Consider the following 12,765-nt stretch of genomic DNA (forward strand, 5'->3'; position numbering starts at 1 on the left):
TCCATGTCTTTGAAAGAAGACATTTCCCGCATTCTGGGGCCTGGAAAAGTTTCCGGAGCCCCGGATGTGCTGGCGGCGCACGCCGGAGACAAATGGTACGCCTCCGTGCTGCCGGAGGCAGTCGTTTTCCCGGAAAGCACGGAGGACGTCTCCCTGCTGCTGCGCTACGCATCCTCCATGAACATTCCCGTCACGGCCCGCGGCGGCGGGGTGGGATACGTAGGGGGATGCGTTCCCGTGCGCGGAGGCATCAGCCTTTCCCTGGAACGGATGAACCGTATCCTGGAGATATCCCCGGAAGACGGCGTTGCCGTAGTGGAACCCGGCGTTATCACAGCGGATCTCCAGCGGGAAGCCCGTGCTCTGGGATGGTTCTACCCTCCGGACCCGGCCTCCAGGAAGGAATGCAGCATCGGGGGAAACATCGCCACGAACGCGGGCGGCCCCAGGTGCCTGAAATACGGAGTCACCAAAGCTTACGTGCTGGGGCTGACCGTGGTGCTTGCCAGCGGAGAGGTAGTGGAATGCGGCGGCCGCACCCATAAAAACAAGACGGGATTCGATCTCGGGGACCTCTTTATCGGTTCGGAAGGAATGCTGGGCATCATCACGCGGGCAATTTTAAGGCTCATCCCCCACCCGGAAGCATTCGGCGCGCTCAGCGCCGGCTTCCCGCAATTCCCTCTGGCCGCCGCCGCCGTGCAGAGCATCCTGAACAGCGGGCACCTTCCTTCCGCCCTGGAAATAACGGACAGCTTCACTCTCCGCGCCGCCCGAAACTATCTGGGGGACAGCGCCCTGCCTTCCGGCTGCCGCGGCCACCTGATTGTGGAAGTGGACGGTAGACGGCCTGCCGTGCGGGAAGAACTGGATTCCCTATGCACCCTGCTGGAGGAATGCGGCGCAACCGGAATTCTGCGCGCAGACACGGAAGCGGAGGCGGAAGCCATCTGGCAGCTCCGCCGGGAATTTTCCTACAGCCTGAAAGCAACCGGAATGACCAAGCTCAACGAAGACATCGTCATTCCCAGGTCGCGCCTGGTGGCCCTGGTGGAATTCTGCGAGGCCCTGAACCGGGAAACAGGGCTGGACATCGCGTGTTTCGGCCATTCCGGGGATGGCAATATCCATACCAACATCATGGTGGACGATTACGCGAATCCGGAGAAGAAGGCCCTGGCGGACGCCTGTGTGGACAGGTTGTTCCACTGGGTGCTGGCGCACGGAGGCACCATTACCGGGGAACACGGCATCGGCCTGGCGAAGGCCAAATGGTTCCGGGAAGCCGTGGGGGAAGGAGCCTTCCACCTTCACGAACTGGTCAAATCCGCCCTGGACCCAAAAAATCTGCTGAATCCTGGAAAAATGGGGCTTCCGTAACGTAAAATAAACTTCCATGACGCCTCCGGACGGGGCATCATGGATGCCGTACTTCATGAATAGCCCGCACAAGTCCATCCTAGCTGCCCTTTACGATTGCTTCCCGGTTGCAGACGCCGTTCTGGTGTTTATTCTGGATCATCCTCTGGCGTGGTTCACGCCCAAATGGCGCCGGAAAGGGCGTATGGCCCTGAAAACAGTGCGCCGCTATATCAATTACAATCGCGACCTTCTGCCTCCCGAACGCCTGGCGGAGTTTGAAGAAAGCCGCGACCTGCTGAAAACGGCCCTTTACCGGGGTGACAGGCAGCAGGCGGAAACCGTTACCGCCAAACTGGAATCCACGCTGGAATCCATCCCCGGAGCGGTTCCTTCCGCCCTGGCGGAAAACGTGGAAGTTCTGTTCGTGATTCTGGCCATTTTCCTGGGCTTGCGCTGTTACGTAGTCCAGCCCTTCCGCATCCCGACCGGTTCCATGCAGCCCTCCCTGAACGGAATCCGCGCCCTTCCCCAGGAAGGGCGCCCCACCCTGATGCAGAAAATCGGGGACATGATCCTGTACGGCGGCTCCTATGTGCACGAAACGGCCTCCAAGGAAAAGAAAATCGTCCGTTTCGAACCTGCCACCAAGTATCTTCTGCTCACGGTGACCAACGTAATTTTCGATGACGGCTCCAAGCTGGAAATCCCGGCGGCGGAAGCGGAAACGCGCCGCTACTTCCTCAATCAGGAGCCGCGCTTTGAAGCTGAACGGCACACCCCGTTCAGAACCTATCTGCCCGGAGACACAATCGTCAATGCCCGTTTTGACGCCGGAGACCTGATCGTGGTGAATAAAATGGCCTACCACTTCCGCAAGCCGGAACGCGGGGAAGTCTTCGTCTTTGATACACGCGGCATCGAAGGCATCGCCAATAAGGGAAGCAGCACCGGACAGGAAGGAGGAACCCACTACGTCAAACGCCTCTGCGGCATTCCGGGGGATACCCTCTCCATTCAGGACTCCCAGCTAATCGTCAACGGGAAACCCGCCACGGAACGGACTATCCAGAGGGTCGCTTCCGGCAAGCCCCCCTACCAGCCCTGCGGCTACGTGGCCCTTCCCGCCCCCCTGAGCCTGCTGGACGGCAGAGCTTACATCACGGAGGGAGGGACCGTTCATCTGTCCAACGACAGCAAACGCCCCTATCTGCGTGAATACGTGGCGCTGGGGGACAATTCCACCCGCGAAAATTCCTTTGATTCCCGGTACTGGGGCCCCGTCCGCCAATACAACATCGTAGGTCCCGCCAGCTTCTGCCTGTGGCCCTTTACTTCCCACTGGGGCCTGATTCCATGATTTTTATCCCTTTCGCAGGCACGTTTTCTCCGTCAAGACATGACTCAAGCCCAAACCATCACCAGCAAGGCCAAGTCCAATCTGGCCTTTGCCCTCATTGACCTTCCTGAAGAAGAACGCCGCCATATGGCGGAATTTTACGCTTTCTGCCGTACGGTGGACGACATCGTGGACGAACCGGGCATGACCCCCCGCGAACGCCACGACGCATTGAACCGCTGGGTGGAGGTCATCAACGGCGGAGAAGGCCTGGAACTGACGGAGCTGGAAGAGGACATCATAGCCCTTATTCAGGATTTGGAGCTGGACACTACTCCCATGCTGCACCTGATTGAAGGCTGCCGTTCGGACATCAACCAGCAGCAGCCCCGCAGCCGTGATGAACTGCTGGATTACACCTACTGCGTAGCCTGCTGCGTGGGACTTACCTCCGCCCGCATCATGGGGGCGGGAGAAGCTTCCTATCCGTATGCGATTGCCCTGGGGCATGCCCTTCAAATGGTGAACATCATCCGGGATGTGGCGGAAGACTGCAGCAAGTCTAACCGCATTTATTTGCCCAAGGAGGATATGGACCGCTTTGGATACACTCTGGAAGACCTGCGCTGCAGGGTGTATTCCCCCCGGCTTCAGGAGCTGCTGAAGTATGAAGCGGATCTGGCGGAAACTTTCTTTGCGGAAGCGGAGAGGGAATACAACCTCCTCAGCCCGGAAGACAAAGCCGCTCTTGTTCCGGCGCAGGCCATGGCGCTCATTTACCATACCATTCTGGACAAAATGAAGGCGAGCGGCTTCCGTATTTTCAACATCCGCTACCGCGTCAACACCTTCCACAAGCTCTGGCTCCTGTTCCGCATCAAACTGGATATTGACCCCCAATCCTACTACGACAAATCCAAGGCATATTATGACAAGCTGGTAGGCTTTCTTTCCCGCCCCGGCAGAAAGGATGAAAAATAGAGGTCTCCCAGGTGCGCCATGGAAAAGCTGCGGATTTTCTCTCAACTCCGCGGGAATTATGCTTGTCCCGAAAACCGTGTTCCTGTAGGAGTTGCGGCATGCAAAACCCCGTGGCCTTCCTGCTTTTTATTCTCGCAACGCTAACCGGACCATGCCCGGCAGCGGATTATCCGGAACGGGCGGAGCGCACGCAATCCGCAGGAAACCATGTCTGGCATATCAATCCGGACAAGGGAAATGACAGCAATCCGGGAACGTCCCCATCCACGGCGTGGAAAAGCATGGCTCCGGCCAACCGCCTCATCATGGCGCGGGGAGATACGCTCGTCATCCATCCGGGGGAACACGCCGTCTCCCTGGCATTGATGGGGGAAGGTTCCAAACAATCCCCGGTCACCATCCGGTTCATGCCCGGCAGGCATATCTTCAAACACGGTGCCCTGATTACCGGAAAACCGCAGATTTCCAACACCAACGATGCGCCCAACGAGCCCAAGGCCATGGCTGTCCGCCTGACGGAAGCCAAAAACATACGCCTGGAGGGAAAGCCGGGAGCCACCGACATCCTTCTGGAGGGAAAAGCCATCTTTGTCTGCATGGAACATGCGGAAAACGTTTCCCTGAACGGCCTGGGTTTTGACTACCTGCATCCGACCATGGGAGAATTTCTGGTTACGGAAGTTGAAGGGAATACCATGAAAGCAACTATTCCGGACGGAATCCTGTACACAGTGAAAGATGGGAACCTGACCTGGCACGGACCCGGATGGGAATTCCGCATGGGAGGATATTCCAAAGTTTTCGATTCCGCCTCCGGCACTTTCCAGGGCCGCTTCGACCCCGGGAAAACAGTCATCAGAGAATTGTCTCCCGGAAAAATCAGCATCACGTTCAAGGAAGGCTCCCCAACCATGAAACCGGGCCAATCCTACCAGAACCGCAATACCCGCAGGGACTGCTGCGGCTTCTTTCAATACAGAAGCAAAAACATCCTCTGGAATAACTGCCATATTTACTATATGCACGGCATGGGCGTCGTTTCCCAGTTCTGCGAGAACATCATGTTCAGCCGCTTGAACATAGCTCCGCGCCCCCGCTCCCTCCGCACCAACTCCTCCTGGGCGGATAATCTGCACTTTTCCGGATGCAGGGGAAAAATCATCGTCAAGGATTGCGTGCTGGGAGCCTCCCATGACGACGCCATCAATGTTCATGGCACCCACTTGCGCATTGTAGGCCGGCCGGCCCCCAATAAAATCACCGTCCGGTTCATGCATCCCCAGACCTTCGGCTTTGACGCCTTTGCCCCAGGAGACCGGATCGATTATGTTTCCAGCAACACGCTGGTGCCTTATGCATCCAATACCGTTTCCGGCGTCAACCAACTCAATGAAAAGGAAATAGAACTTACGCTGCAACATCCCAATCCCGAAAACATCCAGCCTAATGATGTTGTGGAAAACGTCACATGGACGCCATCCGTCCATATCAGCAACACGGTATGCCGCCACATTCCCACCCGGGGCTTCCTGCTTACCACCAGGAAGCCGGTGCTGGTTGAACGGTGCCGGTTTGAGAAAACGGGCATGCCCGCCATCCTGGTGGAAGATGACGCCTCCGGCTGGTATGAATCCGGCGTGGTCAGGAATATGACCATTTCCCGCAATACCTTTATTCAATGCGGAGAAGCCGTCATCCAGATCGTGCCGCACGCCCCACGGCCGGAAGGGGAGGTTCACCGGAACATCACTATTACCGGAAACACGTTTGACCTCAAGAACGGAACCGCCATCCGCACTCGCCATACCGGCAGCGTCAAGGCGGAGAAAAACACTTTCACCAAAGACGGGAAAAAGATCCCTGAAGAAAAGGCGGTGGATATCCGGTAGAAAACCTCTTTCCTACCGGTGACGGGAAACATGCACCGTTACGGAAACGCTGTCCGTCCGCGGCAGGATGAACTTGCACAGAGTAACAACCACGTGCCGCGCGCCGAACTCCTTCAGGCAAACGTTTCCCATATCCTCCGCCAGCGTTTCCACCAGCTTGCGCGGGCGCGCCATGGCCTCCGCCCGGAGCGCACGGGCCATGGAATCATAACAGACGGTTCTGGAAAAATCATCGTTCAGTCCGGACAAGGCATCCTCCGGATAAAAAGTGATGTCCGCTTTCAGGGTCTGCATGGAAGCGCGCTCCTCGTCCGGAACGCCGATGAAGGTATCCAGTTCAAGACCGTTGATGTTAATGGAATCCTGCGTATCGGAAGGCAGCGCGTAACGGCGCATCAGCGTGCGCAGAACAAGCAGGTCCGGAACAATCATGTCCGGTTTGGCCTTGGAAAGCTGCGCAGCGTCATTATAGCCGGTCAGGACGGCAATGGATGTGATGCCTGCGTGGTGGGCCGTTTCCACATCATGCTGCATGTCCCCGATAAATGCGGTTTCATGGGCATGCAGCCCGTGCTGGGCCAGCAGGGTATGAATGTGGGCATCCTTATGGCGGATACCAGCGTGAATGGCTTCAAAATATTCCATCATGCCCAGTTCCCTGCATTGGATATCAAACTCTTTGGCGTCCACGCTGGTAAGAATAAAGCAGCGCACGCCGCGCGCGCGGCAGAATTCCAGGAATTCCCGGGCATTTGGCAGCACTTCCACCGGAGCATTGGAAACGCGGAAGGCGTACCGGAAATGGTCTTCCAGTTCATCCAGATCCGCGTGGGGCAGCACCCGGGCATAATAGTCCGGATAGGGAAGCTGGAATTCCGCGCGGAATTCGTCCCTGTTCATGCAGGGTTTCCCGTATTGGGAAAAAACGTAGTTGGAGGCGTCCAGCGTCAGGGCCAGGTCATCCACCAAAGTGCCGGACCAGTCGAAAATGATATTCTTGAACATGGGAATGCGTATGGAAAAAACTTAGTCCAGAGCGTACCGCATGGCGGCCAGGCCGAAAAAGGCGGCCGTCTCCACCCGAAGAACGATAGGGCCAAGCGTGACAGGGGCAAACCCCGCTTCCAACGCCATGGCCGTCTCCCGGTCCGTAAAATCGCCCTCCGGCCCCACCAGCAGAGAAGCGTGCCGAATGGAACGGGAACGGGCTGCCTCCAGCACCTCCCTGACCGGCCGCACTCCGGGCACCAGAGAGGCGATAATATTCAGTCCTTCCGAAATTCCGCAGCGCAGCCATTCCGCGAAGGGAACGGGAAGCGCCACTTCAGGCAGCGTGTTCTGGCCGCACTGCTTGCAGGCCTCCAGGGCAATGCGCTGCCATTTCTGCCTTTTGGCCTCAGCCTCCCGGGCATTCAGGCGCACGATCGTGCGATCCGTCACGAGCGGGATAATGGCAGAAACACCCAGTTCCACGGACTTTTGAATAATGAGATCCATGTTGGCGCCCTTGGGAACAGCCTGGCACAGCGTCAAATGGGCCACGGGGGGAGAAGGAGGACACTCCTCCCCCGGAACCAGCAACACGCCGGAACTGCGCGGCGGTTCCGCCACCACAGCGCGGGCGGCACGGCCGCAACCGTCAAAAACGATGCAGGAGTCACCCTGCTTCAGACGCAGAACCTTGGCGGCATGGTGCGCCTCATCCCCCCGCAGCTCCCAGGCGGAAGCAGCCCATTCGGAAGGCGGAAGAAAAAAGCGGGCCATGTCTGAAAAAGGGAAACGGACCTTATTTGCTCTTCAGGTAACGCGCCGCCTTGTCGGCAAACTCCACGCAAGCCGGCTGATTGCGATTTTCATCCAGAGCAGAAGCAAACGCGTTCAGTTTATCCATCTGCTCCTTGGTCAGCCGGGAGGGGATTTCCACTTCCACCTCCACCAGCATATCCCCCACGTCCGAACTGCGAAGGGCCTTTACCCCCTTGCCGCGCAAACGAAAGATCATGCCGTTCTGCGTTCCTTCCGGCAGCTTGATGGTGGCCGCGCCTTCCAGCGTGGGGACCTTCAGCTTGCCGCCGGAAACAGCCAGGGAAAGCGGCACCGGAACCGTGCAGCTCAGGTCATTGCCTTCCCTCTGGAAAATATCGTGCGGTTTGACGTCAATGAACACGTGCAGATCCCCGGTAGGGCCGCCATGCACCCCCGCATCCCCTTCCCCGGCGATGCGGAGCTGGCTGCCCGTGGCAACGCCCGCAGGAATACGGATGGTGATGTGGGAATCCTCCCTGACGCGCCCTTCCCCGCGGCAGACGGGGCATGGATCCGAGATGATTTCCCCGGTGCCGTGGCAGGTGGGGCAGGTGGACTGCTGGACGAAAAAGCCGCTTTGCTGGGTAATGATGCCGCGCCCCTGACAGGTAGGACAGGATTTGAACGCTTCCTTTCCATCCCTGGCCCCGGTGCCGTGGCAGGTCTTGCAGGTCACCAGACGCTCAATTTCAAGTTTCTTGGTACAGCCCTTCGCGGCCTCTTCCAGCGTGATGTCCAGGTCATAGCGCAAATCGGAGCCGGGCCTTTTAGTGGACCTTTTCTGGCCGCCGCGGCCGGCGCCCCCGAACATATCCGCAAAACCGCCCATGCCGGAAAACATCTGGGCGAAAATATCCATCGGGTCCTGGAACCCGCCCCCGGCATAACCGCCGCCCGCGGCGGGGCCGCCCTGTTCAAAGGCGGCATGGCCGAAGCGGTCGTAGGCAGCCCTCTTGTCCGCATCGGAAAGCACCTCATAGGCCTCTCCCAGTTCCTTGAACTTTTCTTCTGCGGACGGGTCGTCCGGATTGCGGTCCGGATGGTACTTTAAAGCCAGCTTGCGATAAGCCTTCTTAATCTCATCGTCAGTAGCGTCCTTGGAAACGCCGAGAATCTCGTAATAATCTTTTTTAGCCATGTGGCGTGAATGTTAAAAAACGGTCAGACTTGCGGTTCGGGTTCCGGAGTATGGGCGACAACCACGTTCGCCGGGCGCAGGAGCCTGTCCTTCAGCATATACCCCTTGCGGATAACGCGCAATACGGTGCCTTCCGGCTGGTCGGAGGGTTCCCGCTGAAGGGCCTCCTCCGTGGCGTGGTCAAACATGCTTCCCACCACAGGATCCACGGCGCTCACGCCATTGCCGGCGAGAAATTCGTCCAGCTGCTTCTTCACCATGCTCATGCCGATGTAAATCATAGAGGAGGCATCTGCGCTGGCGGCGGCCATGCCCATTTCAAAATTATCAATGACGGGAAGAAGTTCTTCCAGCAGGCGCTGGTTGGCGAACTTGGCGCATTCTTCCTTTTCCTTCACCATGCGCTTGCGGTAGTTATCATATTCCGCGGCGGTGCGCATGGCGGCATCCCTCCATTTAAGCAATTCTTCTTCCAGGGAAGGTTCCGCTTCCTTCCCCTCGGCAGGAGCATTCTGAGCCTGTTCCTGCGCTTCCAGCTCTTCCGCTTCCGCGTTTTTCTCTTTCTCTTCGTCGCTCATGCGGGCAATGTAAATTCTTTTACCGGATGCGTCAACGGCGTGCTAAGACATGGATGACGTTTGACGCGTAATGGACGCGCCTGATGCAACCCATCTACGCAGAAAAGAAAATGCCGGCCTTCCGCACGGCTTCCCTAAACGCCGGAAGCATCCGCATCAGAAAGCAGCCGGGCAAGTTTTCCCTCGCATCCGTCCGGCAGTTCCACCACTTTCAGGCGGGAGGACTCCCCGCGCAGCAGACTGACGGAAGACCGGGGAATATCCAGCCATGCGGACAGGAAAAGGATGACGGCCTTGTTCGCTTTTCCTTCCACGGGAGGCGCGGCAATGCGCAGCTTCAGCGCGCGGCCGGCACGGGGATCATCCTCCCACCCCACGGCCTCGCTCTTCCTCGCGTTGGGAACAACTTTCAGGGCCAGTTTCATACCGTTTCCGTACGGGACTTCCCGCGCTGCCTGGCCACCAGGTCCCCATACCTGATCAACCCGCCGCCGAACAAATCCAAAGCGCTCCCCACCGTAGCATCCATGGTTCCGCCGCTCAAAGCGTCTATTTCGTCAATATCCTGAATGCGGCTGATGCCTCCGGCATACGTCATGGGCAGGCGGCGCCAGTTTCCCAGCATGTTCACCAGTTCCCGGTCAATGCCGGTGCAGAGCCCTTCCACATCCGCCGCATGGATAAGAAATTCCGCGCAATGTTCCGCCAGGACATCCAGCGTCTCCGCCGTTACCCGGAGTTCCGTCAGGGTCTGCCACCGGTTCATGGCCACGGCCCAGCCCCCTTGCACCCTGCGGCAGCTCAAATCCAGCACCAGCCGCTCCGCGCCCACGGCGGACACAAGATCCTTCAGCCTGTCCATCCGCAGCGTTCCCTCCGCATCAAACAGGCAGGAGGTAACGATCACATGGCTGGCCCCGGCGGAAATCCATTCCTCCGCGTTCTCCGGCGTCATGCCGCCGCCCACCTGAAGACCTCCCGGCCATGCCGCCAGAGCCTCCCGCGCCGCAAGGTCGTTTCCGGGTCCCAGCTTGATCACATGCCCGCCGCGCAGGCCGTCCCTGCGGTACAAATCCGCATACCATGCCGCGCCGCGGTCGGAGACGAAATTGGTGCGCAATGAGGCGCCGTCCTGCGTCAGGGTGCCCCCCACAATCTGCTTTACTCGCCCGTCGTGTAAATCAATGCATGGTCTGAATTTCGTCACGCGGTCACTTTGCCCGGCGAGCCTCTCCAGGTCAAGACGGTATTCCCCCCACGCCCTCCCGGCACAACGGGACTGGGAAATTTACACAAAACGGGACGGGGACTCCGCTCTATCGGATAACTGCCGTCAACCACCATTCAAAAAACCGATGAAAAACAACCCTTTCAGAAAATACCTTCTTTTCTGTTGCGCCGGAAGCGCCATGTCTGCCCTCCTGGCCTTTTCCGCCCCCGTTGCGGAAGCCGGGATTCACCTGCATGGAGAAATCCGCATGCCTGCGGCAGGGCAAGCCGTTTTCCTGTATGACCCCTCCGGATTCCCCATCTGGGGATATTCCCCATGCGGACGGCCCATTTACGCCTATACCCCCGCAGGCGCCCCCATTTACGTCATCAGGGGCATCTACCGCGGCTGCCATGTTCCTGCATGGAACCCCAGGCCGCATTACCACGGCCCTTTCTGGCCGGCGGGCGTCTGCCGCGGACACCATGCCGCACGCCTTAGGCCGTGTCCACCCCCTTCCCGGCCCCACCGACCCAGGCCTCCTCACGAAGGCCACCCTCCCCGTTTCCACCACCGGTAAAACCGCAACGCTCATCCCCCGCAAAGCAGGAGACCGGCTCAATCCGTTTTTATTCCGGGAAAGAAAGGCCGTACCAGCCCTCTCCCAGCAGCCTGACCAGCGTAAAGGAATATTCCCCCTTGCTGTTGGGCTCCTTGCTACGGGAGAGAAGAACCCGCGCGCGGAGCATGCCGGCCTCGTCATTGGCATTTAACACCCGGTATGGGGAATGTTCCATCTCCTCATTGATTTTAAACAACATGAACAAACGCTTGCCCATTTCCGATTTTTTGGGGACATAAACCATGGGCCGGGCAATGCTGCGGTCTTCGGAACCGTTCATTCCGGGAGCAATCAGCTTAAATGCGTACTCATCCTTATTTTCCGACATGCGCTCCCGAACCATCCATACGCGGAATTCCGCGATGTCCTCTCCTTTTCCACGTACAAAATCCTCCCAGTTCATCGGCTGAAAACGGGCAAACTGCTGCCAGTCCAGCTTCCAGGAACCATCCTGTTCATCCTTGAAAAAACAGAATTCCATATCGGGAGTCTTTTCAAAGCCAACCAGGAGATGGGCGCAGGGAAGCCCCTCCACTTCAAATACGGCAAAGCTTTTAGGCCCCTTGGGCCTGCTGACAATCGCCTCGGGCGGAGACACGGCGTAATGCCTGACCATCAAGGGAAGCGATTGCAGGGACTTCCACACAAAAGAAGACTTTTGAACCACATCCGCGGCGCTCAGGTATTTCTGGGCTTCCGCCAGGCAGTTGCGCAGCAAATCCTGCTTCTCCATCGGAGGAACGTGACAGGGAGGCCAGAAACTATAGTCCACCTTGTCTTTCAGCGCGGCTTTCAACTCTCCGGACAGCATCTCCGGCGTGGCGCAAATCCGCGCGGCCGCCCCGGAATCCAGGGATGCCTGGCGCTTCTGGAGCCAGAAGAAAAGACCGCCGAAAAACATTCCCAGCGCGATCATGAAAAAGATGACGGCAAGAATACGGCCCAGCGCAAAGCCCGCTTTTCCGCCGCTCCTGCGCACGGTCGGGCAAAGGAATGGCTTTTTTTCAAATAAATCACTCATTTTAAAACGGAAATATCCACAGAAAACAATCGCGAAAAGATGGTCAAACACTACCGGAACGCCCAAGGCAACGCAACGATAAAAAACAGACACATTTTTTTATCCCTGCCGGAGAAAATTGTTTCACATCCACATGTGGGTGATGTACATTAAACCGGACGAGTTTCAAGAGCTCCCACCTTACCTTTCATCCCCCCTCTTTTTAACGCCATGTTTGGATCATTCACCACCGTTCCCGCCCCCAAGGGCAATAAAAATCCTGAATCCACCCCCAGCTGGATGGATGTAGCCAAGAGCCAGGATATCCCCGAACCGGTTGCGGAAGCCGCTCCTTCCTACGCCCCCACCACCCGCGTCCAGCAGCTGACCCGCAATGTGCTGAACTCCGATGTGGAGGTAATCGGTTCCCTGCGCTTTTCCGACGACCTGCTGATTGACGGCATCGTGGAAGGCGACATTTCCTCCGAAGGGGTGCTTTCCGTAGGCCAGAACGCCGTCATCCGGGCGGAAATCAACACCAAGTCCGTCATCATCCACGGCAAGGTCATCGGCAATGTAACGGTCACGGACCGCGTGGAACTGAAAAGCACGGCGGAACTCGTAGGGGATATCCAGGCAGCCTCCCTGGCTATTGAAGGCGGCGCCATCTTCATCGGGCATTCTACCGTAGGCGCACCCACGGTAGGCGCCACAGGAATCTCCGCCGCCAAGAAGGCGGCTTCCGTCCAGGCCTTTGCTCCGGAGCCGGAATCCCCCGCTCCGGCCAGCCAGAGCACGCTGGATATTGACGCGGAATAAAAAACTCTCCGTCTGCCATTCTCC

The 12,765-nt window shown here is 58.1% G+C and carries 13 protein-coding genes; 6 read left to right on the forward strand and 7 right to left on the reverse strand.

The window, feature by feature from the left end; all coding sequences use genetic code 11:
- Positions 1-3: 3 nt before the first annotated feature.
- The 4 genes from B3075_RS07135 to B3075_RS07150 all read left to right on the forward strand — a co-directional run bounded on the left by B3075_RS07135 (position 4) and on the right by B3075_RS07150 (position 5,568).
- Positions 4-1,380, forward strand: a complete 1,377-nt coding sequence (locus B3075_RS07135) for an FAD-binding oxidoreductase (RefSeq protein ID WP_290489200.1) — start codon at positions 4-6, stop codon at positions 1,378-1,380.
- A gap of 16 nt (positions 1,381-1,396) precedes the next feature.
- A complete protein-coding gene (gene lepB, locus B3075_RS07140) occupies positions 1,397-2,719 on the forward strand; it encodes a signal peptidase I (protein WP_290489198.1) in 1,323 nt (440 codons plus the stop codon).
- Between the two features lie 39 nt (positions 2,720-2,758).
- Positions 2,759-3,679 (forward strand): phytoene/squalene synthase family protein, encoded by a 921-nt coding sequence (locus B3075_RS07145; protein WP_094135321.1) that lies wholly within the window; start codon positions 2,759-2,761, stop codon positions 3,677-3,679.
- A 98-nt stretch (positions 3,680-3,777) separates the two neighbouring features.
- Positions 3,778-5,568, forward strand: coding sequence for an alpha-1,3-galactosidase-related protein (locus B3075_RS07150; protein WP_290489195.1), 1,791 nt, complete (start codon positions 3,778-3,780; stop codon positions 5,566-5,568).
- Between the two features lie 12 nt (positions 5,569-5,580).
- Here the strand turns inward: B3075_RS07150 and B3075_RS07155 are convergent, their stop codons facing one another.
- The 6 genes from B3075_RS07155 to hisA form a co-directional block, all read right to left on the reverse strand.
- Positions 5,581-6,573, reverse strand: a complete 993-nt coding sequence (locus B3075_RS07155; RefSeq protein ID WP_290489194.1) for an HAD hydrolase-like protein — start codon at positions 6,571-6,573, stop codon at positions 5,581-5,583.
- 21 nt (positions 6,574-6,594) lie between these two features.
- Positions 6,595-7,332 carry a 16S rRNA (uracil(1498)-N(3))-methyltransferase gene (locus tag B3075_RS07160; RefSeq protein ID WP_290489193.1) on the reverse strand — a complete coding sequence of 246 codons (738 nt, stop codon included), beginning with the start codon at positions 7,330-7,332 and terminating at the stop codon, positions 6,595-6,597.
- 22 nt (positions 7,333-7,354) lie between these two features.
- On the reverse strand, positions 7,355-8,512 hold the full coding sequence (gene dnaJ / locus B3075_RS07165; protein ID WP_290489192.1) for a molecular chaperone DnaJ: 1,158 nt from the start codon (positions 8,510-8,512) through the stop codon (positions 7,355-7,357).
- A gap of 23 nt (positions 8,513-8,535) precedes the next feature.
- The gene (locus B3075_RS07170) at positions 8,536-9,090 is read right to left on the reverse strand and encodes a nucleotide exchange factor GrpE (RefSeq protein WP_094135326.1); all 555 of its coding nucleotides are present in this window, start codon (positions 9,088-9,090) and stop codon (positions 8,536-8,538) included.
- A 134-nt stretch (positions 9,091-9,224) separates the two neighbouring features.
- Positions 9,225-9,515, reverse strand: a complete 291-nt coding sequence (locus B3075_RS07175; RefSeq protein ID WP_290489190.1) for a DUF167 domain-containing protein — start codon at positions 9,513-9,515, stop codon at positions 9,225-9,227.
- On the reverse strand, positions 9,512-10,297 hold the full coding sequence (gene hisA, locus B3075_RS07180; RefSeq protein ID WP_290489188.1) for a phosphoribosylformimino-5-aminoimidazole carboxamide ribotide isomerase: 786 nt from the start codon (positions 10,295-10,297) through the stop codon (positions 9,512-9,514). Before hisA ends, B3075_RS07175 begins: the two co-directional genes overlap by 4 nt.
- A gap of 202 nt (positions 10,298-10,499) precedes the next feature.
- Between hisA and B3075_RS07185 the strand changes: the two genes are divergently transcribed.
- A complete protein-coding gene (locus B3075_RS07185; RefSeq protein WP_290489186.1) occupies positions 10,500-10,880 on the forward strand; it encodes a hypothetical protein in 381 nt (126 codons plus the stop codon).
- 49 nt (positions 10,881-10,929) lie between these two features.
- Here the strand turns inward: B3075_RS07185 and B3075_RS07190 are convergent, their stop codons facing one another.
- Entirely contained in the window at positions 10,930-11,943 is a 1,014-nt protein-coding gene (locus B3075_RS07190) for a hypothetical protein (protein WP_290489184.1), read from the reverse strand.
- Between the two features lie 210 nt (positions 11,944-12,153).
- Between B3075_RS07190 and B3075_RS07195 the strand changes: the two genes are divergently transcribed.
- Positions 12,154-12,741 carry a bactofilin family protein gene (locus B3075_RS07195; RefSeq protein ID WP_290489182.1) on the forward strand — a complete coding sequence of 196 codons (588 nt, stop codon included), beginning with the start codon at positions 12,154-12,156 and terminating at the stop codon, positions 12,739-12,741.
- Positions 12,742-12,765: the final 24 nt, after the last annotated feature.

It is taken from the genome of Akkermansia sp. UBA7090 (assembly GCF_002493465.1).
Lineage (GTDB): Bacteria > Verrucomicrobiota > Verrucomicrobiia > Verrucomicrobiales > Akkermansiaceae > Akkermansia > Akkermansia muciniphila_A.

Bases quoted from the DNA above. Each gene is read 5' to 3' on its own strand.
- B3075_RS07135 (WP_290489200.1), top strand. From the start codon at position 4: ATGTCTTTGAAAGAAGACATTTCCCGCATTCTGGGGCCTGGAAAAGTT.
- lepB (WP_290489198.1), top strand. From the start codon at position 1,397: ATGACGCCTCCGGACGGGGCATCATGGATGCCGTACTTCATGAATAGC.
- B3075_RS07145 (WP_094135321.1), top strand. From the start codon at position 2,759: ATGACTCAAGCCCAAACCATCACCAGCAAGGCCAAGTCCAATCTGGCC.
- B3075_RS07150 (WP_290489195.1), top strand. From the start codon at position 3,778: ATGCAAAACCCCGTGGCCTTCCTGCTTTTTATTCTCGCAACGCTAACC.
- B3075_RS07155 (WP_290489194.1), bottom strand. From the start codon at position 6,573: ATGTTCAAGAATATCATTTTCGACTGGTCCGGCACTTTGGTGGATGAC.
- B3075_RS07160 (WP_290489193.1), bottom strand. From the start codon at position 7,332: ATGGCCCGCTTTTTTCTTCCGCCTTCCGAATGGGCTGCTTCCGCCTGG.
- dnaJ (WP_290489192.1), bottom strand. From the start codon at position 8,512: ATGGCTAAAAAAGATTATTACGAGATTCTCGGCGTTTCCAAGGACGCT.
- B3075_RS07170 (WP_094135326.1), bottom strand. From the start codon at position 9,090: ATGAGCGACGAAGAGAAAGAGAAAAACGCGGAAGCGGAAGAGCTGGAA.
- B3075_RS07175 (WP_290489190.1), bottom strand. From the start codon at position 9,515: ATGAAACTGGCCCTGAAAGTTGTTCCCAACGCGAGGAAGAGCGAGGCC.
- B3075_RS07185 (WP_290489186.1), top strand. From the start codon at position 10,500: ATGTCTGCCCTCCTGGCCTTTTCCGCCCCCGTTGCGGAAGCCGGGATT.
- B3075_RS07190 (WP_290489184.1), bottom strand. From the start codon at position 11,943: ATGAGTGATTTATTTGAAAAAAAGCCATTCCTTTGCCCGACCGTGCGC.
- B3075_RS07195 (WP_290489182.1), top strand. From the start codon at position 12,154: ATGTTTGGATCATTCACCACCGTTCCCGCCCCCAAGGGCAATAAAAAT.